This is a genomic window from Massilia litorea, from assembly GCF_015101885.1.
In the GTDB taxonomy this organism is placed as follows: Bacteria; Pseudomonadota; Gammaproteobacteria; order Burkholderiales; family Burkholderiaceae_D; genus Telluria; species Telluria litorea.
Map to the genome: position 1 here is coordinate 4,845,863 of NZ_CP062941.1, position 22,950 is coordinate 4,868,812.

The 22,950-nt window shown below is 66.4% G+C and carries 19 protein-coding genes; 11 read left to right on the forward strand and 8 right to left on the reverse strand.

From position 1 onward, the window contains the following. Window positions 1-7: 7 nt before the first annotated feature. Together LPB04_RS21785 and LPB04_RS21790 are read right to left on the reverse strand one after the other, a co-directional pair. Complete coding sequence (locus tag LPB04_RS21785; RefSeq protein ID WP_193686523.1) at window positions 8-1,186, reverse strand: efflux RND transporter periplasmic adaptor subunit; 1,179 nt, start codon at window positions 1,184-1,186, stop codon at window positions 8-10. 261 nt (window positions 1,187-1,447) lie between these two features. Beyond that, on the reverse strand, window positions 1,448-1,867 hold the full coding sequence (locus tag LPB04_RS21790; RefSeq protein WP_193686524.1) for a divergent PAP2 family protein: 420 nt from the start codon (window positions 1,865-1,867) through the stop codon (window positions 1,448-1,450). Window positions 1,868-2,023: 156 nt separating this feature from the next. Between LPB04_RS21790 and LPB04_RS21795 the strand changes: the two genes are divergently transcribed. Both LPB04_RS21795 and LPB04_RS21800 read left to right on the forward strand, forming a co-directional pair. Beyond that, window positions 2,024-3,082 (forward strand): DUF475 domain-containing protein, encoded by a 1,059-nt coding sequence (locus LPB04_RS21795; protein ID WP_193686525.1) that lies wholly within the window; start codon window positions 2,024-2,026, stop codon window positions 3,080-3,082. A gap of 137 nt (window positions 3,083-3,219) precedes the next feature. Beyond that, window positions 3,220-3,639 carry a hypothetical protein gene (locus tag LPB04_RS21800; protein WP_193686526.1) on the forward strand — a complete coding sequence of 140 codons (420 nt, stop codon included), beginning with the start codon at window positions 3,220-3,222 and terminating at the stop codon, window positions 3,637-3,639. A gap of 74 nt (window positions 3,640-3,713) precedes the next feature. Here LPB04_RS21800 and LPB04_RS21805 read toward each other — a convergent pair whose 3' ends face one another. Next, window positions 3,714-6,032 (reverse strand): coiled-coil domain-containing protein, encoded by a 2,319-nt coding sequence (locus LPB04_RS21805; RefSeq protein ID WP_193686527.1) that lies wholly within the window; start codon window positions 6,030-6,032, stop codon window positions 3,714-3,716. 108 nt (window positions 6,033-6,140) lie between these two features. Further along, the gene (locus tag LPB04_RS21810; RefSeq protein WP_193686528.1) at window positions 6,141-7,151 is read right to left on the reverse strand and encodes a serine/threonine protein kinase; all 1,011 of its coding nucleotides are present in this window, start codon (window positions 7,149-7,151) and stop codon (window positions 6,141-6,143) included. Window positions 7,152-7,239: 88 nt separating this feature from the next. On the opposite strand from LPB04_RS21810, the gene LPB04_RS21815 reads away from it, so the two are divergent. Together LPB04_RS21815 and LPB04_RS21820 are read left to right on the forward strand one after the other, a co-directional pair. Beyond that, a complete protein-coding gene (locus LPB04_RS21815) occupies window positions 7,240-7,932 on the forward strand; it encodes a UPF0149 family protein (RefSeq protein WP_193686529.1) in 693 nt (230 codons plus the stop codon). Window positions 7,933-8,076: 144 nt separating this feature from the next. Further along, entirely contained in the window at window positions 8,077-10,224 is a 2,148-nt protein-coding gene (locus LPB04_RS21820) for an ATP-binding protein (protein WP_193686530.1), read from the forward strand. 31 nt (window positions 10,225-10,255) lie between these two features. Here LPB04_RS21820 and LPB04_RS21825 read toward each other — a convergent pair whose 3' ends face one another. Further along, window positions 10,256-11,383, reverse strand: a complete 1,128-nt coding sequence (locus LPB04_RS21825) for an HPP family protein (protein ID WP_193686531.1) — start codon at window positions 11,381-11,383, stop codon at window positions 10,256-10,258. A gap of 230 nt (window positions 11,384-11,613) precedes the next feature. Between LPB04_RS21825 and LPB04_RS21830 the strand changes: the two genes are divergently transcribed. After that, window positions 11,614-12,654 (forward strand): alpha/beta hydrolase, encoded by a 1,041-nt coding sequence (locus LPB04_RS21830; RefSeq protein WP_193686532.1) that lies wholly within the window; start codon window positions 11,614-11,616, stop codon window positions 12,652-12,654. Window positions 12,655-12,788: 134 nt separating this feature from the next. After that, on the forward strand, window positions 12,789-13,733 hold the full coding sequence (locus LPB04_RS21835) for an MBL fold metallo-hydrolase (protein WP_193686533.1): 945 nt from the start codon (window positions 12,789-12,791) through the stop codon (window positions 13,731-13,733). A 112-nt stretch (window positions 13,734-13,845) separates the two neighbouring features. Here the strand turns inward: LPB04_RS21835 and LPB04_RS21840 are convergent, their stop codons facing one another. Together LPB04_RS21840 and orn are read right to left on the reverse strand one after the other, a co-directional pair. Beyond that, on the reverse strand, window positions 13,846-16,323 hold the full coding sequence (locus LPB04_RS21840; RefSeq protein WP_193686534.1) for a hybrid sensor histidine kinase/response regulator: 2,478 nt from the start codon (window positions 16,321-16,323) through the stop codon (window positions 13,846-13,848). A gap of 91 nt (window positions 16,324-16,414) precedes the next feature. Continuing rightward, window positions 16,415-16,999 carry an oligoribonuclease gene (gene orn / locus LPB04_RS21845; protein ID WP_227496533.1) on the reverse strand — a complete coding sequence of 195 codons (585 nt, stop codon included), beginning with the start codon at window positions 16,997-16,999 and terminating at the stop codon, window positions 16,415-16,417. 47 nt (window positions 17,000-17,046) lie between these two features. Between orn and LPB04_RS21850 the strand changes: the two genes are divergently transcribed. The 5 genes from LPB04_RS21850 (at window position 17,047) to LPB04_RS21870 (ending at window position 21,874) form a co-directional block, all read left to right on the forward strand. Further along, entirely contained in the window at window positions 17,047-18,309 is a 1,263-nt protein-coding gene (locus LPB04_RS21850; protein WP_193686535.1) for a M48 family metallopeptidase, read from the forward strand. After that, window positions 18,306-18,638 carry a 4a-hydroxytetrahydrobiopterin dehydratase gene (locus tag LPB04_RS21855; RefSeq protein ID WP_193686536.1) on the forward strand — a complete coding sequence of 111 codons (333 nt, stop codon included), beginning with the start codon at window positions 18,306-18,308 and terminating at the stop codon, window positions 18,636-18,638. Before LPB04_RS21850 ends, LPB04_RS21855 begins: the two co-directional genes overlap by 4 nt. Beyond that, on the forward strand, window positions 18,635-19,546 hold the full coding sequence (gene rsgA, locus LPB04_RS21860; RefSeq protein WP_193686537.1) for a ribosome small subunit-dependent GTPase A: 912 nt from the start codon (window positions 18,635-18,637) through the stop codon (window positions 19,544-19,546). Before LPB04_RS21855 ends, rsgA begins: the two co-directional genes overlap by 4 nt. Window positions 19,547-19,623: 77 nt before the next feature. Beyond that, on the forward strand, window positions 19,624-20,550 hold the full coding sequence (gene argF, locus LPB04_RS21865; RefSeq protein WP_193686538.1) for an ornithine carbamoyltransferase: 927 nt from the start codon (window positions 19,624-19,626) through the stop codon (window positions 20,548-20,550). Between the two features lie 91 nt (window positions 20,551-20,641). Further along, the gene (locus LPB04_RS21870) at window positions 20,642-21,874 is read left to right on the forward strand and encodes an argininosuccinate synthase (RefSeq protein WP_193686539.1); all 1,233 of its coding nucleotides are present in this window, start codon (window positions 20,642-20,644) and stop codon (window positions 21,872-21,874) included. Between the two features lie 229 nt (window positions 21,875-22,103). On the opposite strand, the gene LPB04_RS21875 is transcribed toward LPB04_RS21870, so the two are convergent. Next, window positions 22,104-22,817, reverse strand: a complete 714-nt coding sequence (locus LPB04_RS21875; RefSeq protein WP_193686540.1) for an SDR family oxidoreductase — start codon at window positions 22,815-22,817, stop codon at window positions 22,104-22,106. Window positions 22,818-22,950 lie beyond the last annotated feature (133 nt).

A 22,950-nucleotide genomic window follows, 5' to 3' on the forward strand; every position in this document is an offset into this window, starting at 1 on the left:
GTTTCCCTCAGTTACTTTTAGCCGGCGCATTGGTGGCGCTGGCGACGGTCTTGCCGGCAACAGGGGCGCTGGCCGCGAAGACGACCTTCTGGCCGTCCTTCAGGTTCGAGCTCGGGTTGCGCAGCACGGTGTCGCCGGCGGCCAGGCCCGCCTTGATCTCGATGTTACCGGTACGCTGGTCGCGCACGCCGGTCTGCAGGTCGACTTTCGACAGCTGGTTGGCCTTGACGCGCCAGGTGTAGGTCTTGTCGCCGGCCTTCACCAGCGCACTCTCGGGCAGCATCAGCACGTTCGAGCTCTCGGCGTCGATGCGGCCTTCCGCATACAGGCCGGCCACGCGCGGCTGTTCGCCGGTCAGGCCGACCAGCACTTCGACCTGGCGCGTGATGTCGTTGGCCGAGGCATCGATGCGGCGCACCACGCCGGTGAACTGCTGGGTGCCGTAGCCGTTGATGTGGTACGAGACCTTCTGGCCGACCTTGATCGTGCTGATCTTGTCGGTCGAGACGCGCCCTTCGAAGCGCATGCTGGTCGGATCGATGACTTTCACCAGTTCCTTGCCGACCGTGGCGGTGTCGCCGCTCGAGACCTTGCGGTCGCTGACGATGCCGTCGAACGGCGCGCGCACCATCGTGCGCGCGATCTGCTGGCGCGCCAGCGCCGCACGGCTCTTCGCGGCCGACACTTCGCTCAGCGCGGTATTGCGGCGCACTTCGGCTTCGTCCTGGGCCGCGGCCGAGGTCATGCCCGAGGCACGCAGGGTTTTCAGGCGCTCGAGCTGGCGATTGGCCTGGTCAAGGGCCTGGCCGGCCGCGCGCACGGCGGCGTCGGCGGAGACCAGGGTGTCGCGGATCGCCGTCTCGTCGAGTTTCACCAGCAGGTCGCCGCGCTTGACCGGCTCGCCATTTTCCTTGAGTACCTGCAATACCACGGCCGACACCTCGGCGCGCAGGTCGGCGCGCCGTTCCGGCTGGATCGAGCCCGTGATCACAGGACCGGAGGCCAGCGCATCGCTCGAGACCGTCAGCAGGTCCTGCGGAGCGACCAGCAGCTGGCTCGGCCGGGTGTCCTTCTGGTTGGCGCCGGCGACCGCCTTGTCGTCGGGCTTGGCCGGATCCTTGGCCTCCTTGCTGCAAGCGGCCAGGGCGGACGCGATGGCAAGGACAAGTAGAGTGTTACGCAGCATTGAGGAATCTCCCGAATTGGACCGACGACGTATTTATAAAATTTAGATGAAACCTGTCAGCGCGCAGTATCCCGGAGGCGGCCCCACCCGTCAATTGAGGATCCCGTCCGTTGCTATTTTGGATGGATGAACTGCGAAATGCTGCGACGAACTGCAGACGCTCACGATTAAACGCCCGACCGGCAGCGATATGGCGCCCTGGTTAACATCCGTCGTCCCCGTGGGGACGACCCAGGGCACCGCCCCGGACTGGAACGCTGATTACCCGCCGAACAAATTGAACACGAGGAAACCCATGCCGATGCCGGTGGCGATGCCGCCGCAGATCTCGACCAGGGTATGTCCCATGCGTTCGCGCAGGGTGGTGTGATCCGCGGCACCGGCGGCGAGGCGGTTGATGGCGGCAGCCTGGCGGCCCACGTGCTGGCGCAGGCTGTTGGCGTCGATCATCACGATGAAGCAGAGCGTCACGGCAACGCCGAAGGCCGGGTGGCCGATCCCCTCGCGCAGTGCGATCAGGGTCGCCATGCTGGTGACGACCGAGCTATGGTTGCTCGGAAAACCGCCATTCCCGACGAGGTTGAAGGCCCAGCGCCGCTGGCGCGCGCTGTTGATCAGGAATTTGATGGGGCCGACGATCAGCCAGGTCAGGAAGGGGGTGATGAGGTAAGCGTAGTCCATGGAATCCTTGTCGCTAGATAAGTGCATATGCCGGCCGGAATTATCGCAGAAGCAATGCTCTACGGCGAACTGCGCTGCGCCACAGCACCCCGGCTGCGGTTAAGATACTGAAAACTGTGGCATTTCAACCAATATTAGAATTTCGGGGAAACCAATATGCGTCATTTCAGGCTGTCGTTTGCCGTTACCGTGGTGCTGATGTGCCTGTCGGGCTGGTGGGGTTACCAGCACGGCGGCACGGCCGGGCTGGTCAACGCCTTGTGGATCACGGCGGTACTCGGGGTGCTCGAGGTCTCCCTGTCCTTCGACAACGCAGTCGTCAACGCGTCGGTACTGCGCCACTGGAACGAATTCTGGCGCAAGCTCTTCCTCACCGTCGGTATCGTCGTCGCCGTGTTCGGCATGCGCCTGCTGTTCCCGCTCGTGATCGTCTCGGTGGCGACCGGCCTTGGCCTGCTCGACGTCTGGGACATGGCGATCCAGACCCCGCAGGAGTATTCGCGCCACCTGACCGAGCACCATGCGGAAGTGTCGGCCTTCGGCGGCGCCTTCCTGCTGCTGGTCTTCCTGAACTTCCTGTTCGACGAAGAAAAGGAGCTGCACTGGCTCGGCTGGATCGAGCAAAAGGTGGGACAGTACGGTTCCGAAGGCCTGGCCATCCTGCTGACCCTGCTCGCCGTGTTCGGCGCCATGAGCCTGATGCCCGAACAGCGCAAGCTGGCGGTGCTCGTTTCCGGCGTGGTCGGGGTACTGGTGTATGTCGGCGTCGACTGGATCAGCGGCCTGCTCGAGGAAGAGGAAGAAGATCCGACCATCGGCAAGATGATTTCCCAGGGCAGCATCGGCGGTTTCCTGTACCTCGAAGTACTGGACGCCTCGTTCTCCTTCGATGGCGTGATCGGCGCCTTCGCGATCACCAATGACGTCGTCATCATCATGCTGGGCCTGGCGATCGGCGCGATGTTCGTGCGCTCGCTGACCGTGTTCCTGGTCTACAAGGGCACGCTGCAGGAATTCGTCTACCTCGAGCACGGCGCCCACTACGCGATCGGCATCCTGGCGCTGATCATGTTCGCCAGCGTGCATTACGAGATTCCGGAATGGTTCACGGGACTGTCCGGGGTGGCCTTCATCCTGGTCTCGCTGTGGTCCTCGATCCGGCACCGCAGGCGCGTCGCGCTGGAAGAGGCGCACGACAGGGCCGAGATCGCCTGATCGGTGCCCCTCCCCCTTAAGCGGTACTTAAAAGGCGGGGCCGGTGTGCCCTGCCATTTTGACAATCGAGGCGTGCGTGGCAGAATGGGGCCGACCGCGCCGCTGAGCGCCCCTTTTACCTGACCGAACCGGAAATCATGCCGAAAGCCCTGCCGCAACGCGCCATCGCCATCCTGCTGTCCCTCGTCGCCGCCCTGGTCGTGATCGGCGGGCTGTACACCTGGTTCACGCTGACCTGGTCGTACTCCGAGGGCACGCGCGCCGGCTACCTGCAGAAATTCTCGAAAAAGGGCTGGCTGTGCAAGACCTGGGAAGGCGAAATCCTGCTTTCGAGCATGCCAGGTGCGATTCCCGAGCGTTTCGCCTTCACCGTGCGCGACGATGCGCTGGTGCGGAAACTGCAATCGACCATGGGCCAGCGCGTCGAGATCGGCTACAAGCAGCACAAGGGCGTGCCGACCAGCTGCTTCGGTGAGACCGAGTATTTCGTGAATGAGGTCAACACCGGGCCGGCGTCGCCGGTAGCGCCGAGCGACGCGCCGAACGTGGCGCGCTGATGCGTCAATCGTAGGGTGGGCGGGTCTTCCCGCCCGATGAAACCGTAAGCGAGGCCATTGGCCTCGCTCCCCCCCTACTCGCTCGACTTCCTCTGGTTCATGATCACCTCGGCCAGCCGTGCAGCGGCCTGCTGTGCCGATGGCATGTTCTTGAGCCGCCCCAGCACTTCGCGCGTAATGTTTTCCGAAGCGGTACGCTGACGCGCTTCGGCCTTGCGCTCGTTGACGGCGTCCTCGGTGGCCGACAGCTCGGCCGCCTGTTCTTCCAGCCGTTTCGTTTCCAGGGCCAGGAGCTCGCGCCGGGCGTCGGCCATCTGCTGGGTAGTGGCGGCCGTGCGGCGCTGCATCTCGGCGTGGGCCTGGGCGTGTTCCAGCAGGGCGCGCTGGGCGTCGCGCTTTTCCAGCGCGGCCTGCGCCGCTGCGGACTCGGCCTGCTCCTGCTCGCGCGCCAGGCGCGCCGCTTCTTCCTCGGCCTCGCAGCGCACGCGTGCGGCCAGCGCGGTTTCTTCTTCGGATGCGAGGCGCGCCGCCGCCGCGGCGTTGGCGCGCGTGTCGAAATCAAGCTGCTGGCGCTGCGCCGCCAGTTTCTGTTCGGCCAGCGCCAGCGCTTCGGCCGCGGCCGCGGCCGCCTCGCGTTCGGCCTCGAGCGCCGCTTCGGTTGCCGCCAGGCGCGCCTGTTCGGTGGCGGCCCGCTCGGCCTGCATGCGCGCCAGTTCGCTTGCTGCAAGCGCCTGGGCCTGGGCGGCGGCAGCGGCGGCTTCTTCGCTCGCTGCCGCTTCAAGCAGGCGCGCGCTCTCGGCCCGTTGCGCTTCCAGCGCCGCCTGCGCGGCCCCGGCAGCGCGCCGCTCGGCCTCCAGACCCTCGTGCAAGGACGCCATCTGCCCTGCTTCGGCCTCGGCGCGGGCGTTGGCGGCCTCGCTCAGGGCACGTTCGGCCTGCAAGGTTTCCTGCGCCTGCGCCAGCGCTGCGCTTTCGGCGTCGAGGCGGGCACGCTCGGCGGCAGCCAGTTCGAGGGCTTCCGCGGCGCGGCGTTCGGCCAGCTCGGCTGCGGCCTGTTCGTGTTCGAGGGCGGCGCTCGCCTGCGCTACTTCGGCTTCCTGCGCCGCATTGGTCCTGGCCCGGGCATCGGCCGCGGCTTGCGCCAGCATTGCGCGTTCGGCGGCCAGCGCACGTTCGCGCTCCTGCTCGCGCGCATCCTGCTCGGCCGCCGCTGCCTCCAGGCGGTCGGCCTCGGCGCGCGCGCGGGCGTGTTCGGCGGCCTCCGATTCGGCCTGCAGGCGGGCTTCGACCTGCATGCCCGCTTCGTGTTCGGCTTCGGCGCGGGCCAGCGCGACTTCGCGCAGCTTGCGGTCGGCCTCGATCCGCGCTTCGGTCGCGGCGGCGATGCGGGCCTCGGCCTCGCGCCGCGCTTCGGCGGTGGCGGCGGCGCTTTGCTCCAGGCGTTCGCGGTGGATCGCGGCGTCGCGCAGTTCCTTCTCCAGCTGCAACCTGGCGCGCAGGGTGTCGGCGGCGATCCGGGCCGAGTCGGCCTGGGACTGGGCGATCGATGCGCGTTCGTGTTCGACGTGGGCCAGGGCGCGCGCTTCTTCCAGCGCGCGTGCCTCGGCGGTGGCGCGGGCAAAGGCCGAGCTGAGGGCGACCTGGTCGGCGCGCTCGCGCTGCAGGGCCAGTTCCAGCGCTTCGGCTTCGACCTGGGCCAGTTTTTCGGCGGTCTGGCGCGCGGCCTTTTCGGCGCGCTCGCGCTCGCGCGCCAGCACGGCGACCCGGGCGTCGGCGCTGGCGCTGTGCAGCACTTCTTCGCGCGCGGCCTGGACGGCGGCGACGCGCTCGGCCGCCTGGCGCCGGGCTTCCTCGGTCTGCACCAGCAGCGCTTCGGCCGCCTGCGCGGCTTCCTGCGCCATCGCGGCCTCGGCTTCGATCTGTTCGGCGGCGCGGCGCCGCGCTTCCTCGGCCGCGCGCGAGCGCGCTTCGACCGCGAGGCGCCCTTCGGTGTCGGCCTGCACCCGCGCGCGCAGCTCGGCCGTCTCGAGGCGCATCGCCTCCAGCCGTTCGTTCGAGGCCTGGGCGGCGGCCTTCAGGGTTTCCAGGCGGTCGCGGTTGAGTTCGATGACTTCTTCCGACGCCTCGGCATTGGCCAGCGCAGCGGCCGCGGCGGCGGCGTCGAGCGCGGCGCGCTCCTCGGCCAGCGAGCGGGCGCGCGCTTCGGCATGGGCGCGCGTCTCGGCGGCCACATTCGCTTTTGCCTCGGCTTCCACACGGGCGATGCCTTCCTTGATCGCCATCTTCTCGACGGCGCCGCGGTCGGCCGCCGGTAGCGCCGGGATGACCGGGGTGGCCTTCCCTGCAGGCAGGTCGATCGTGAAGTCGGTATCGTCGTGTGGTACTGGTTCCATGGTGGTTCTCTGATCTACAGGCATTGCGAAGCGCGCATCTGCATTATCAGGCAAACCCGACAATCACGGCACGCCGAACTGCGCGATCAAATGGGCGCAATTCCCCGCTTAGACCGGCCAGAGCGGCGGCTCATCCATTAACGCGACCTGCTCGCGCAGCTCGAGGATCCGGTCCTGCCAGTAGCGTTGCGTGTTAAACCAGGGGAAAGCCGCCGGGAAAGCGGGGTCGTCCCAGCGCATCGCCAGCCAGCCGGCGTAATGGATCAGGCGCAGGGTGCGCAGGGCTTCGACCAGGTACAACTGGCGCGGGTCGAAATCGCAGAAGTCCTCGTAGCCGGCCAACACGTCGCTCATCTGGCGCACCATGTCGATGCGCTCGCCCGAGAGCAGCATCCACAAATCCTGGATCGCCGGCCCCATGCGGCTGTCGTCGAAGTCGACGAAATGGGGGCCGTCGCCGGTCCAGAGCACGTTGCCGCCATGGCAGTCGCCGTGCAGGCGCAGCAGGGGCAGGCTGCCGGCCCGCTCGTAGCAGCGCGCCACGCCGGCCAGCGCCTGTTCGACCACGCTGGCATAAGTGGCGCGCAGCTCGGGCGGAATGAAGTCGTGCCTGACGAGATACTCGAAGGGCTCGCGCCCGAAGGTGCGTGGATTGAGCTCGGGCCGCAGCGCATACGGTTTCACTGCGCCCACGGCGTGGATGCGGCCGATGAAGCGCCCCATCCATTCCAGGGTGTCCGGATCGCCCAGCTCCGGCGCCCGTCCGCCGCGGCGCGGGAAGACGGCGAAGCGGAAGCCGTCGAACTCATGCAGGGTGCGCCCATCGATGGTCATGGCCGGCACCACCGGGATTTCGTGCTCGACGAGTTCGGCCACGAACGCGTGCTCTTCCAGGATGGCCGCATCGCTCCAGCGCCCGGGGCGATAAAATTTGACCACCACCGGCTCGCCCTCGTCGCGCCCTACCTGGTAGACGCGGTTTTCATAGCTGTTCAGGGCCAGCAGGCGGCCGTCGCCGTGCAGGCCGACGCTGTCGACGGCGTCGAGCACGCGTGCCGGATCGAGGCGGGAGAACGGGTGCGCCGCATTTGTGTCGGAAGAAATAGACTCGTTGTGCATATCGTCATTGTACGGCGCGGCGCGTTATTTCGTATGCCTGGCGCCCGAGAGGCGTTAAACTGCCGGACTTCACAGAAAAGAGCACCCCATGCAACTCGAACAGCCCCTCACCGAAAAAGAATTCGACGAACTCGACCAGTTCCTCCTCTCCGAGCGCAGCCCGGAAGACGCGATGACGATGGACACCCTGCACGGCTACCTGACCGCGATCGCGATCGGCCCGGAAACCATCATGCCGGCCGAATGGCTGCCGCGCGTCTGGGGCCAGGAAGAAGGCGCCGCGCCGAAGTGGAAGAACGCGAAGGAAGAAGAACGCATCATCAACCTGATCATGCGCTTCATGAACGAAGTCCTGATCACCTTCGAAGTCGCACCCAAGGAATTCGAGCCGCTCTACTGCGAGCACGAGCACAAGGGCCAGACCTTGATCGATGCCGAAGCCTGGTGCTGGGGCTTCTGGGAAGGCATGGAATTGCGTCCGGGCTCCTGGGAGCCGATCTGGAAATCCGAAGTCGCCGAACTGATGCGCCCGCTCTATCTGCTCGGCGCCGACGAGATCGAGGAAGCCGAACTGCCGCTGGTCGAAGACCCGGTCAAGGCACATCATCTCGCGCTCGAGATCGAGGCGAACCTGCCGGCGATCTACAAATATTGGTTGCCGCTGCGCAAGGCTGCGGTGGAAACGGTGCGCCACGAGACACCGAAGGTCGGCCGCAATGACGACTGCCCTTGCGGCAGCGGCAAGAAGTTCAAGAAGTGCTGCGGCGCGGAGACGACGTGACGACATAAACCGGGGCAACCCGGTTTTTTTTCGCGAATCGTCCGGGTTTACACGCAGGCACGCCCGTTTTGCGCCGCAACATCGCGTGCGCGGCCGCCGGGCGCGTATGATCGTTTCTTTCTTTTTCGACCAGACTCCCATCCGATGAACGCGCCCTTGCCTGCCCGTACCGACCTTGATCGCCTTGCGGTGCTGAACGCCTACGGCATCCTCGATACGCCCCCGGAACGCGCGTTCGACGACATCGTCCGCCTCGTGGGCCAGCTGCTCGAGGCGCCGATCGTCGCCGTCAACCTGCTAGCCGAGGGCCGCCAGTGGTTCAAGTCGGAGATCGGGCTCGGCACGCGCGAGATGCCGCTGGACGACTCGATCTGCAAGTTCGCGCTGCTCCAGCAGGGCCGGATGGTGGTGCCCGATACCCGCCTCGATGCCCGCTTCAATTGCAACCCGCTGGTGACGGGCGCGCCGGGACTGCGTTTCTATGCCGGCGAATTGCTCACCACTCCCGAGGGCGTGGCGCTCGGCACCCTGTGCGTACTCGACCTGGAACCGCGCCCTCAGGGCTTGACGGCGCAGCAGGAAGCCGTGCTGGAAACGATGGCGCACCAGGTGATGCGCCTGATCGAACTGCACAAGGCCTTGAGCGACCAGCAACGGCTGCTGGAGCAGCAGCAGGCGATTCAGGAAGAACTGCAGCGCGAGCGCGAAGCATTGCGCGACAGCCAGGCGCAGGCGCTGGCGGTGGCCGGCCAGGCCGAGCGCGAACGCCGGCGCCTGGACGCCCTGCTGCAGGCGGCGCCGGTCGGCATCATCGTCGCCGAAGCGGGCGGCGCCGTGGTGCACGTGAATGCGGAAAACCGCCGCATCTGGGGTGCGCATCCGATGTCGCGCGACATCGCCGCCTACGCCGAATGGAAAGGCTGGTGGGCCGACGGCTCGGCGCGGCACGGACAGCGCCTGCGCGAGGACGAATGGGCAATGAGCCGTGCGCTGGCCGGCGAGGACGCGCCGCGCCACGTGATCGAGATCGAGTCCTTCGACAGGCCCGGCGTGCGCCGCATCATGCTCAATTCCGGCGCGCCGATCCGTAACGAGACCGGCGAGATCGTCGGCGCGGTGGTGGCGCAGATGGACGTCACCGAACGCGTGAAGGCCGAGGAAGCGCTGCGCCAGGCCGACCAGAAGAAGGACGAATTCCTGGCCATGCTGGCGCACGAGCTGCGCAACCCGCTGGCGCCGATCACCTCGGCCGCGGCGATCCTCTCGAACCACGCGGTCGATGTGGCGACGGTGCGCCGTACCAGCGCCATCATCGCGCGCCAGGCGAAGCACATGACCGGCCTGATCGACGACCTGCTCGACGTGTCGCGGGTGACGCGCGGCCGGGTCGACCTGACGACCGCGGAACTGGACATCAAGGACATCATCGCCGACGCCATCGAGCAGGTGCGTCCGCTCGTCGAGAAGCACCAGCACCGGCTGCTGGTGCAGCTGGCGCCCGCCCCTGCCATCGTGCTGGGCGACCGCAAGCGCCTGGTGCAGGTGATGACGAATCTCCTCAGCAATGCCGCGAAATACACGCCGCATGGCGGAGCGATCGATGTGCTGCTGGAGTCGGGATACGGCGAACTCGCGGTCACGGTGCGCGACAACGGCATCGGCATGACGCCGGAACTGATCGCCGACGCGTTTGAACTCTTCTCGCAGGGGAAACGCGGGCTGGACCGCAGCCAGGGCGGCCTCGGGATCGGACTGGCACTTGTCAAAAGCCTGCTGCAACTGCACGGCGGCACGGTGAGCGTGCATAGCGAAGGACCGGACCGCGGCAGCAGTTTCGTGGTGCGCCTGCCCGCCGTGGCGCGCAGTGCGGAAGCGGCTGCGGGGACGCCGGCACTGCCGGCCGGCGCGGCGCCGGGGCTGCTGCGCATCGGCATCGTCGACGACAACGAGGATGCGGCGGCGACGCTGTCGATGTTCCTGCAAGCCTACGGCCACGAGGTCTCGATCGCGCACTGCGCAGAACACGCCCTGGAGCTGCTGCCCGCCTTTGCGCCCGATGTCTGCCTGCTCGACATCGGCCTGCCGGAGATGAGCGGCTTCGAGCTGGCGCGCGCCCTGCGCTCACAGCCGTCCCTGCGTAGCGCGGTGCTGGTCGCGATCACCGGCTATGCCCAGGAAAAGGACCGCCAGGAGGCGCGCGGCGCCGGCTTCGACGACCTGTTCGCCAAGCCGGTCGACCTCGGCGCCCTGAACGCCCTGCTGACCCGGGTCGCGCAGCACCGGCCGCGCTGATGAGCGGCTGAGGTTCCTGAACAGGGCCGGTCTAGGCAGCCGCTTCCAGCCGCTCCTCGCACAGCGCGGCCAGCAGGTCGGACTGGCTGACGAGCCCCACCATCGCCCCGTCCCGATCGATGATGGCCACCTGGTGATAGCCGCCGTCGCGCAGCAGCGGCACCAGTTGCGCCAGCGGCGCGCCGGCGTCGAGCGCGACCACGCGCTGGCGCATGGCGTCGGCCACGCGCAGCGCGGCGCCGGGCACCAGTTGGCGCAGGCGCGCGCCCCAGCCGGTGTGGCGCAGCAGGTCTTCCTGGGCGATGACGCCGCGCAGGTGGCGCGTTTCGTCGAGCACCGGCAACGACTGCAGGCGGTAGCGCAGCAGCAGTTCGCGCGCGTGCTCGAGGGTGTCGTTCGGCGCGGCGAAGACGATGTGGGTCGACATCAGTTCGGCGCAGGTGCGTTCGTTGAAATGGCGGTGCAGCGCCAGCTGGCGCGCGTCGTCGACGATCGCCAGCAGGTCGTCGCGGCTGACGTCGAGCACCTCGCCATAGCGCGCCAGCGCCGCTTCCAGGTCGGTCTCGGTAATGCCGAGGCGCGCACCCGGCGCCGGGTCGCCGGTGGCGTGGACATTCCGGTCGGCCGCATGCTGGGCGTGCGGATAGCGTCGTCCGGTGAGGTTGTTGTAGAGCAGCGCCGCGATGACGATGATGATCGAATTCAGCGCCACCGGGCTGAGGGCGAACAGGAAGCCCGCCTCGTGCACGGCCTGCCCGCCGAGGACCGTCGTCAGGGCCACCGCACCGCCGGGCGGATGCAGGCAGCGCAGCGCGAACATGGTGCCGATCGCCAGCGCGCCGGCCAGCGGCGCGGCCAGCAGCCAGTCGGGAACGAGATGGACGCAGGCGACCCCGATCAGGGCCGACACGGTATTGCCGCCGACCACAGACCAGGGCTGGGCCAGCGGACTGGAGGGCACGCAGAACAGCAGCACGGCCGAGGCGCCCATCGGGGCGATCAGGTAAGCCGCAAGGTCCGGGGCCAGCATGTGGGAGGCCAGCGCGGTCACGAACAGGCCGATGCAGGCGCCGATGCCGGCACGGACGCGCTCGGTGTTGCCGGCAGGGAGAGGCTGCGGCAGGAAGCCGTGCAGCCATTGGGTGAAGGTGGCGCGCATAAAGATGAAACCGCGTTGAAACAGGCAAAGACTGCAATTACACCACAAGGACTCCTGCCCTGCAGGCGCGGCCGTACTTCCGGCGCCCCGGCACGGACTGCTGCGTCGTCAATTTCGTCAATGCGCGTCAACGCACGGACGGGAATATTTTCATCTGCGACCCTGATCGTCAGTAATCACGGGCGGCGCGCCGCGCTGCATGATTAAAAATTGACGAAAAGGAGTCTTTCATGAAAAAAGCCCTGCCATTGACGCTGCTCGCCGGCGCTGCCCTGCTCGCCACCAGCGCCTGGGCCAAGGACGCGGCCAAACCGCCGAAAGCCGAACCGCACATGCAGAAGGTGCTCGACGCCCACGCGGCGCTGAACCCGAAACCGATCGAGACGCTCACGCCGGAAGAAGCGCGCAAGCAGCCGACCCCGGCCGATGCGGTGAAAAAGGTCCTGACCGACATGAAGAAACCGACCGCGCCGGAACCGGGCGTGACGGTCAAGACGATGACGGTCGGCAGCGGCGCCGCCGGCTTCCCGGTCCATATCTACACTCCGGAGGGCAAGGGCCCGTTCCCGGTCATGATGTACTACCACGGCGGCGGCTTCGTGATCGCCGACACCAAGGTCTACGACGCCAGTCCGCGCGCCCTGGCGAAGATGGCGAACGCAATCATGGTTGCGGTCGACTACCGCCAGGCGCCCGAACACCCCTTCCCGGCCGCGCCGGACGACGCCTTCGCGGCTTACCAGTGGACGCTCGAACATGCGAAGGAGTTCAATGGCGACCCGACGCGTGTGGCGGTCGGCGGCGAGAGCGCCGGCGGCAACCTGGCGACCGTGGTCTCGATGATGGCACGCGACAAGAAGGTCGCCCTGCCCGTGCACCAGCTGCTGGTGTATCCGGTCGTGAACGACGACATGAACACCCCTTCCTACCAGAAGAACGCGAACGCCAAGCCGCTCAACAAGGCGATGATGGGCTGGTTCTTCAAGCACTACCAGGGTGACCCGAAGAGCCCGTATGCGCTGCCGATGAAGGCGGACTCGCTGAAAGGCCTGCCGCCGGCCACCATCATCGCGGCCGAGATCGACCCGCTGCTGTCCGAAGGCAAGGCGTATGCGGACAAGCTGAAGAAGGATGGCGTCGCGGTGAGCTACAAGGAATACACGGGCGTGACGCACGAGTTCTTCGGCATGGGGGCGGTGGTGCCGAAGGCGAAGGAAGCGGAGCAGTTTGCGGCGGACGCGTTGAAGAAGGCGTTTGCGGCGAAGAAGTGATCGCCCCGGCGTGAATGGCGCAGCGCGCGGCGTCCCGGCGCCCGCGCGCTGCCGGCTCTTGCATGCCATCGCCTGCCTTGATGTACGATATGTAAGCCTGTCATTTCGACCATCACTTCATCTACGGAGAACGAATGAAACACACCGCCCTGTCCCTGCTCATGGCCGTCTTGGTCGCCACCCCCGCCTACGCCGCCGCGCCGATGGCGAAAACCCAGGCGCCCGGCTATTACCGCATGATGCTGGGCGACTTCGAAATCACGCCGCTGTCCGACGGCACGGTCGACCTGCCGGTCGACAAGCTGCTGACGCAAAAGGCCGACAAGACCAATGCGGCGCTGGCGAAAGCCCACCTGAAGGCCCCGCTCGAGACCTCGGACAACGCTTACCTGATCAATACCGGCAGCAAGCTGATCCTGGTCGACACGGGCGCCGGCATCCTCTTCGGGCCGACCCTCGGCAAGCTCCAGGCAAGCCTGAAGGCGGCCGGCTACACGCCGGAACAGGTCGACGAAATCTACCTGACGCATATGCACAGCGACCACCTGGGCGGCCTCCTGGTCACGAAGGGCACGCCGGCTTTCCCGAACGCGGTCGTGCGCGCAGCCAAGGCGGAAGCCGACGAATGGCTGAGCCAGGCGAAGATGGACAAGGCAAAGGAAGACGACAAGGGTTCCTACCATAATGCGATGGCCGCGCTCGACCCCTACGTCAAGGCCGGCAAGTTCAAGACCTTCGAGGGCGACGTCGAGCTCGCGCCGGGCATCCGCGCCCAGGGCGGGCATGGCCATACGCCGGGCCACACGACCTATGTCGTCACGAGCGGCGGCCGGAAGATGGTCATGATCGGCGACCTGATCCACGTGGGCGCGGTGCAGTTCGAGGACCCGGCGGTGACGATCGGCTTCGACGGCGACCAGAAGGCGGCAGCGGCGGCGCGCAAGAAGCTGTTCGATGCGGCGGCCAAGGATGGGGCGCTGATCGGGGGAGCGCACCTGCAGTTCCCGGGCGTGGGCTATCTGCGCACCGAGGGTAAAGGTTACCGCTTTATCCCAGTGAACTACACCCGCATGCCATAAACTGTAGGGTGGGCTCCGCCCACGCGGTCGTACCCTTGCATACCACGACGCTTCCAGAAGCCATTGCGGTTTGCATAGGCCGTACCGCGTGGGCGGAGCCCACCCTACAAAATCAGGCGCTCTTCAGGTGCGTGGCCCGGCGCACCGTGGCCAGCACGGCACTTAGGCCGTCGAGATCCACCGGCTTCACCATGTGATGGCTGAATCCCGCCTCCAGCGCCGCCCTGCGGTCGCTCTCCTGCCCATAACCCGACACCGCGATCAGCACGCTGTGCGCCGTCTCCGGCTGCGCCCGCAGGCGCCGCGCCAGTTCGTTGCCGTCGATGTCGGGCAGGCCGATGTCGAGCAGGCAGGCGTCGGGCCGGGCGCTGCGTGCCAGTTCCAGCGCGCGCAGCGATTCGTGTTCGATGTAGACCGCGTGGCCGGCGGCTTCGAGCAGCATCGCCAGCGTCGTGGCGGCATCGACATTGTCGTCCACCACCAGCAGGGTCAGTCCCGTCGCGCCGGCGGCGCCCGTTCCCGGCGCTGGCTGGCTGGCCGCCGCCTTCGCCGCCAGCGGCAGCGTCACGGTGAAGGTACTGCCCTGCCCCAGGCCCGGACTGGCGCAGGTGACGCTGCCGCCGTGCAGCTCGACCAGGTTGCGCACCAGCGCCAGGCCCAGCCCCAGGCCGCCCTGGGAGCGGTCGGAGCTGCGCTTGGCCTGGGCAAACAGGTCGAAGGCGCGTTCGGTGAGCTCGCGTTCCATGCCGATGCCGTCGTCGCGCACGGCCAGCACCAGTTTGCCCCCGTCTGCCCCGGCATCCACCTCGATCGCGCCGTCCTCGGGCGTGTACTTGACCGCATTGCCCAGCAAATTCGACAGCACCTGCACCAGGCGCGCGCGGTCGCCCTCGACCACCAGCGGCTGCGCCGGCACATGCAGGGCCAGGCGCTGGCGCCGCGCCGCCAGCTGCGGGCGCACCTGCTCCACGGCTTCGTCGACGATGGCGCGCACGTCGAGCAGGGTGCGATCGAGTTCGATCAGGCCGCGCGTGACGCGCGAGACGTCGAGCAGGTCGTCGACCAGGCGTGTCATGTGGCGCACCTGGCGCCCGATGATGGCGCTGCTCTGGCGCACCCGGGTTTCGTTGAGCGCGCCCATGTCGAGCAGCATGGCGGCCGCGCTGATCGGCGCCAGCGGATTGCGCAGCTCGTGCGCCAGCATGGCAAGGAACTCGTCCTTGCGCTGGTCGGCCATCTTCAGGCCTTCCTCGGCCAGCTTGCGGTCGGTGATGTCGCGGAAGAACACGGCGATGCCGCCGTCCTGGGTCGGAAAGGCGCGGACTTCGTTCCAGCCCCCGCGCCCATCGGTGTCGGACAGCCGGTGGTCGACCGCGCCGGCCGCGCGCGTTTCCATCGTCCGGTGCAGCATGGCGGCGACCTCGGTACCGGCCACTTCGGGGAACAGGGCCCAGTAGTTGCGGCCGATGACCTGGTCGGCCGCCATGCGGCAGATGCGCAGGCCTTCGGCATTCATGGTGGCGATGGTCCAGTCGGCAGCCATCAGTCCGAAGCCCTCGGCAATGGTATCGAAGATGTAGCGGCTGCGGTCGCGCTCGGCCCGCAGTTCGGCCTGGGCGCGCGCCGTTTCCAGTGCGGCCCAGGTGCGTTCGGCCGTCGCGCGCGTGAAGCGCACCTCGGCGTCGCGCCAGTGGCCGGGCTGCGCGCGGTTCAGGCTGAGGAAGCCGGCCAGGCGGCCGCCGCGCATCAGCGGCACGGTCAGCACGGCGGCCGCCCCTTCCGCGCGGAAGAGCGCGCGGCAATCGCTGCAGCGCGGATCGGTCTCGACATCGTCGACGACGAAGATTTCGCCGGCACGCGTGAGCGCGGCGATCGTCGGGCCGAAGCCGTCGAGCGGGTACACCGCGCGCGACAGTTCGTGGGCGCCGCCGGCGTTCCACTGGTGGCGCACGGTAAATGCACGGCCCGCGTCGTCCACCTCGGCATAGGTGGCACGGCTCAGTCCCAGCTCCTCGCCCAGCAGGGCACTGGCCGTGGCCAGCACCTCGTCGGGCGTGCCCAGCGGGTGCAGGGCATCCGAGAGCTTCAGCTCGAGCGCGGCGCGCCGTTCGGACTGGACCCGGCTGGTCGTTTCCATGACCGTGCAATACATGCCGGCCACGCGCCCCGCGCCGTCGTGCAGCGGCGAATACGAGAAGGTGAAATAGCCCTGTTCCGGAAAGCCCTGGCGGTGGATCACCAGCGGCAGGTCTTCGTGGAAGGCGGATTTGTTCGACAGTGCGCGGTCGATGATCGGCACCAGGTCGGTCCAGATCTCGGCCCAGATCTGCCGGAAGGGCTGGGCCAGCGCGGCCGGATGCTTGGCGCCGAGGATGACCGCATAGGCATCGTTGTAGAAGAAGCGCAGGTCCGGCCCCCAGGCCACGAACATCGGAAAGGCGGAATTGAGCGACATGCCGACGGCGGTCACCAGTTCCGGCGGCCAGGTGTCGGGGTGTCCGAGCGGACAGCTGCGCCAGTCGTGCGCGGCATACAGCGCGCGCACGCCCGTCAGTGGGGTGCTTGGGTCGTTGGGGAGGAAGCCGGGCATACCCCGATTGTCCCACAGTCAGACAATTGCCGGAGCATAACTAGCTCCGGCTCGTGGCGCCGATTACAGCCTGCGCATTACAGCTTGCGCATTACAGCTTAATGAAATGCTCGCGGTAGTACTTCAGCTCTTCGACCGACTCGATGATGTCGGCCAGCGCCGTGTGTTTCTGGTGCTTCTTGAAACCGGACGCCAGTTCCGGCTTCCAGCGGCGGCACAGTTCCTTCAGCGTCGACACGTCCAGGTTGCGGTAGTGGAAAAAGGCTTCCAGCTTCGGCATGCCGCGCGCCATGAAGCGGCGGTCCTGGCAGATGGTGTTGCCGCACATCGGCGATTTGTTCGCCGGGACGAAATTCTTCAGGAAGGCGATCAGCGCCACTTCGGCGTCGGCTTCGGTCACGGTCGAGGCGCGCACGCGGTCGATCAGGCCGGACTTGCCGTGGGTGCCCTTGTTCCAGTTGTCCATCTTGTCGAGCGTTTCGTCCGACTGGTGGATCGCGAAGACCGGACCTTCGGCCAGCACGTTCAGGTGCATGTCGGTGACGACGACGGCGACCTCGATGATGCGGTCGGTGTCCGGGTCGAGCCCGGTCATTTCCATATCGACCCAGACCAGGTTCATGTCGTTGGGACGCTGGGCGGTGGAGGAGACTGCGGAATCGGTTGGGTGTGACATAATTCTCTCTTTGCCTAATCAATCCTGCATTTTCTCACAGGCACTGAATGTCTTCACTCGCGTTTTCGGTTTTGTTCGTCGTTTTCTTCGTGCTCACGCTCGGGCTGCGCTTCTGGCTGGCCAACCGCCAGATCCGCCACGTGCTGCGCCACCGCGCCAGCGTGCCCGCGGAGTTCGCCCCCAAGGTCTCGCTCGAGACCCACCAGAAGGCGGCCGACTACACGGTCGCGAAAACCCGCTTCGGCATTGCCGCCCTGCTCTGGGGCGGCCTGACCCTGGTCGGCTTCACCCTGCTCGGCGGCCTGCAGGCCCTGTCGACTGCGCTGCTGCACGTCGCCGGTCCGGGAATGCTACATCAACTCCTGCTGGTGGCCGCGTTCGCGATCCTCACGGGCCTGCTCGACCTGCCCTTCGACTGGTACCGCCAGTTCGTGCTGGAACAGCGTTTCGGCTTCAACAAGATGAGCGTCAGGCTGTGGCTCGCCGACATGGTGAAAGGCGCGCTGGTGGGCATGGTGATCGGCCTGCCGCTGGTGTGGGTTGTACTGAAACTGATGGAATCGGCCGGTTCGCTCTGGTGGTTCTGGACCTGGCTGGTCTGGAGCGGCTTCCAACTGCTGATGATGGTGCTGTACCCGAGCGTGATCGCGCCGCTGTTCAATAAATTCACGCCGCTCGCCGACGAAGGCCTCAAATCGCGCATCGAGGGCCTGATGGCGCGCGTCGGCTTCGCCTCGAAGGGGCTGTTCGTGATGGACGGCAGCCGCCGCAGCGCCCACGGCAACGCCTATTTCTCCGGCTTCGGCGCGGCCAAGCGCATCGTCTTCTTCGACACCCTGATCGAGCGCCTGGCCCCGCACGAGATCGAAGCGGTGCTGGCGCATGAACTGGGCCATTTCAAACTGCGCCACATCGTCAAGCGCATCGTCGTCATGTTCGCGCTGTCGCTGGCCTTCCTGGCCCTGCTCGGCTACCTGAAAGAGCAAGCCTGGTTCTACACGGGACTGGGCGTGACGCCGATGCTGCACGCGCCGAACGACGCCATGGCCCTGCTGCTGTTCGTGCTGGTGCTGCCGATCTTTACCTTCGTCTTCGGCCCGCTGAATGCGATCACCTCGCGCAAGCACGAGTTCGAGGCGGATGCCTTTGCGGCGAAGCACAGCGATGCGACGCACCTGGTCTCGGCCCTGGTCAAGATGTATGAAGACAATGCCTCGACGCTGACGCCCGACCCGCTGCACTCGGCGTTTTATGACTCGCACCCGCCGGCATCGGTACGGATCGCCCATTTGAACGGAGCGGCCGCATGACGCTGCGCGAACGCCATTGCACCCACGGCGCGCCGGCCCTCGAGGCCAGCGAGCTGCCCGCCCTGCTGGCGCAGGTACCCGACTGGCAAGTCGAGGACAAGCGCCTCGTGCGCAGCTTCGCCTTCACGGACTACCACGAGACCATCGAATTCGTGAACGCGCTGGCCTGGATGATCCACGCCGAAAACCACCATCCGGACCTGACGGTGCGCTACCGCCACTGCATCGTCGCCTGGACCACCCATTCGGCGGGCAATGCGGTATCGCTGAACGACATCATCTGCGCTGCGAAAGCCGACGCAATCTACGAAGAACGGACAGGCGCGTGAGCAAAGACAAGAAAATAGACACTACGCTGAGCGGCACCATCATCGCGGCGCACGGGCGCCATTACCTGGCCGACGTGAACGGCGAAAAATTCCAGTGCGTCACGCGCGGCAAGAAGACGAATGTGGCCGTCGGCGACGTCGTGCACCTGGTGCAGACCTCGAACGACCAGGCCGTCATCGAAAAGATCGCCGAGCGCACGACCCTGCTCTACCGCTCGGACCAGTACAAATCGAAGCTGCTGGCGGCGAACATCTCGCGCCTGTTCATCGTGATCGCGACCGAACCAGGTTTCGCGGACGACCTGGTATCGCGTTCGCTGGTGGCGGCCGAGGCGGCCGGCATCGAGGCCCACCTGATCCTGAATAAAACCGACGTCGCAGACCTGCTGCCGCGCGCGCGCGAACGCGCCGGCGTGTATGCGGCGCTCGGCTATCCGGTGCACGAGGTATCGGCGCGCACCAATCCCGAGCATGCGCTGGCCGTGCTGCGGCCCTTGCTGGCCGGGCAATCCTCGATCTTCATCGGCCAGTCGGGCATGGGCAAGTCCTCGCTGATCAATTTGCTGGTACCGGACGCCGACATCGCCGTGCGCGAAATCTCGGCCGCCCTCGACACCGGCAAGCACACCACGACCTTCACGCGGCTCTACTGGTTGCCGGACGGCGCGGCGATCATCGATTCGCCCGGCTTCCAGGAATTCGGCCTGTACCACCTCTCCGAGGGCATGCTGGAGCGGGCCTTCGTCGAGTTCAAGCCCTACCTGGGCGGCTGCAAGTACTACAACTGCCGCCACCTGGCCGAGCCGCAGTGCGCCGTGCTGACGGCCGTCGCCGAAGGCAAGATCGCGAAACACCGCCACGAGCTGTATGCCCAGCTGTTGCACGAGTCGGCGCAGACGCTGTATTGATCGGCGGCGGGCCTGCTTTCCCAAAAATCAAGCAAAACCCTTATAATCAAGGGGATACTCTCTTCCCAGAACACGATATGCCAGGCTCCAAAGCGATCAAGCACTTCCTGCAGTTCTCCGATTTCTCGCTCGACGAATTCGAATACGTGATCGAGCGTGCGAAGGTCATCAAGCGCAAGTTCAAGGCCTACGAGGTGTACCACCCGCTGGTCGACCGCACCCTGGTGATGGTGTTCGAGAAGAGCTCGACGCGCACGCGCCTGTCGTTCGAAGCCGGCATGCACCAGCTGGGCGGCGCCGCGATCTACCTGAACACGCGCGACAGCCAGCTGGGACGCGGCGAGCCGGTCGAGGACGCTGGCCAGGTGATGAGCCGCATGTGCGACATCATCATGGTGCGCACCTTCGGCCAGGAGATCATCGAGCGCTTCGCCGCCAATTCGCGCGTGCCGGTGATTAACGGCCTGACCAACGAACACCACCCCTGCCAGGTGCTGGCCGACATCTTCACCTTCTACGAGCACCGCGGCCCGATCGCCGGCAAGACCGTGGCCTGGATCGGCGACGCCAACAACATGCTGTACTCCTGGCTGCAGGCGGCCGAAGTGTTCGGCTTCCACCTGAACGTCTCGACCCCGAAGGGCTACGACATCGACCCGAGCCTGGTCTCGACGCAGCGCTACACCTTCTTCGACAATCCGTCGGACGCCTGCGAAGGCGCGCACCTGGTCAACACCGACGTCTGGACCAGCATGGGCTACGAAAAGGAAAACGCAGAAAGACTGAAAGCGTTTGACGGCTTCATCGTCGACGCCGCCAAGATGGGGCGCGCGTCCCCGGACGCGGTCTTCATGCACTGCCTGCCGGCCCACCGCGGCGAGGAAGTCGCGGCCGAAGTCATCGACGGTCCGCAGTCGGTGGTCTGGGATGAAGCGGAAAACCGCCTGCACGTGCAGAAGGCCCTGATCGAATACCTGCTGCTTGGCAAAATCCAGGACAACTGAACATTTTTAAGCACCACCCTTTGTTTGATCGTCGGTCCGCAAGGACCGGCTGACCACTTCAATCCCACCTCTCCTCCACACTGGAACTTCCATGAGCGACATCAAAAAAGTAGTGCTGGCCTACTCCGGCGGCCTCGACACCTCCGTCATCCTGAAATGGCTGCAAGACAATTACGGCTGCGAGATCGTCACCTTCACCGCCGACCTCGGCCAGGGCGAAGAACTCGAGCCGGCGCGCGCCAAGGCCATCAAGTTCGGCATCAAGCCTGAAAATATCTACATCGACGACGTGCGCGAAGAATTCACGCGCGACTTCGTGTTCCCGATGTTCCGCGCGAACACCGTCTACGAAGGCGAATACCTGCTGGGCACCTCGATCGCGCGTCCGCTGATCGCGAAACGCCTGATCGAGATCGCCAACGAAACCGGCGCCGACGCCGTCTCGCACGGCGCGACCGGCAAGGGCAACGACCAGGTGCGCTTCGAGCTGGGCGCCTATGCGCTCAAGCCGGACGTCAAGATCATCGCCCCGTGGCGCGAATGGGACCTGCTGTCGCGCGAAAAGCTGCTGAAATACGCGGAAGACGCCGGCATCGCGGTCGACATGAAGCACAAGAACGGCGGCGCGCCCTACTCGATGGACGCCAACCTGCTGCACATCTCCTTCGAAGGCCGCCATCTGGAAAACCCGAGTGCCGAAGCCGAGGAATCGATGTGGCGCTGGACGGTGAGCCCGGAGCAGGCGCCGAACGAAGCCGAATACCTCGACATCGAATACGAGCGCGGCGACATCGTCGCCCTGAACGGCAAGCGCATGACGCCAGCCGCAGTGCTGACCGAGCTGAACCGCCTGGGCGGCAAGCACGGCATCGGCCGGCTGGACCTGGTGGAAAACCGTTACGTCGGCATGAAGTCGCGCGGCTGCTACGAAACCCCGGGCGGCACCATCATGCTGCGCGCCCACCGCGCGATCGAATCGATCACGCTGGACCGCGAAGTGGCGCACCTGAAGGACGACCTGATGCCGCGCTACGCCAGCCTGATTTATAACGGCTACTGGTGGGCACCGGAACGCGTCGCGCTGCAGACGCTGATCGACCACACCCAGGCCACCGTCAACGGCTGGGTGCGCGTGAAGCTCTATAAAGGCAACGTGATCGTCGTCGCGCGCGATTCGAAGACCGATTCGCTGTTCGACATGAACATCGCTACTTTTGATGAAGACGGCGGCGCCTACAACCAGGCGGATGCGGGCGGCTTCATCAAGCTCAATGCGCTGCGCATGCGCATCGCGGCCAAGGCACGGGCCAAGCGCGGGCAGTAATCCATCGCGCTCGATGAAAAGCCGCCTGCGGGCGGCTTTTTTCGTTAACCGGCGCGTAACGTAGGGTGGGCACTCGTGCCCACGCGGTAACACGCCAGAATCTCGTTCCGGACGATCTTGCACACATGGTGATCATCCGTCTGTAACATCGGGGGCGCTTCGACCATCATTCGGCGTACCGCGTGGGCTCGAGAGCCCACCCTACGTTACGCTGCCGCCAACGACGCTTTCACACGTCGCGTAAATCCGCGAGCGGCTGCTTTCCGAATTGATCGGCCAACAAATAATCCACCAGCTTGCGCGCACACTCGTCCGGCCTGGCCAGCGCCCCCTCCTGCTTGAGTTGCACGAAACGCTCCTTCATCGGAAAGCGCGACTCCGGCGTGGCCCGGATTTCGGCCTGCATGCCGGTATCGATCACGCCCGGCGCCAGGCTGGTGCAGCGCACGGACGGGTCGCCGTCCTGCAGCACGGCTTCGGCATGGCGGTCGAGGGCGGCCTTGGTGGCGCAGTAGACGCTCCAGCCGGGATAGGCATTCCTGCCCGCCCCGCTCGACACGTGCAGGATGCGCCGCTCGCCGGTACTTGCCTGCACCACGCTTGCGGCCAGCGCCAGCGGCGCGGCCACGTTCAGCGTCACCGCGCGCAGCGCAGCCAGCGGATCCTGTTCGGCCAGCGGGCCGACCGGGGCGACGACGCCGGCATTGTTCACCAGCAGCGTGGTCTCGGCGTCCGCCAGCCAGTCGCGCAGCGTCGTGCCCGCCACGAAGCTGGCCAGCGCCGCGCCATCGGACAGGTCGACTTCGATTTCGGTGAGCAGCGTCGACGCCGCCGCGGCGGCCCGGCTGCGCGCCAGGCCGAGCACCGGAATCCCGCGTTCGATCAGCTCGGCGGCGATGGCGGCGCCGAGACCCTTGGTGTGGCCGGTGACGATGGCTTTCATGCGGATCTCCTCCAGAATGGGAGCCCAAGCATACTCGAAGGCGTGACACGCGCCCAGACCGTTGTAAGCGGACACTCGAAATAGACTAAATGCAACAATTCGTGAGGGGCTCAGGGTAGAATGAGACCGCCCT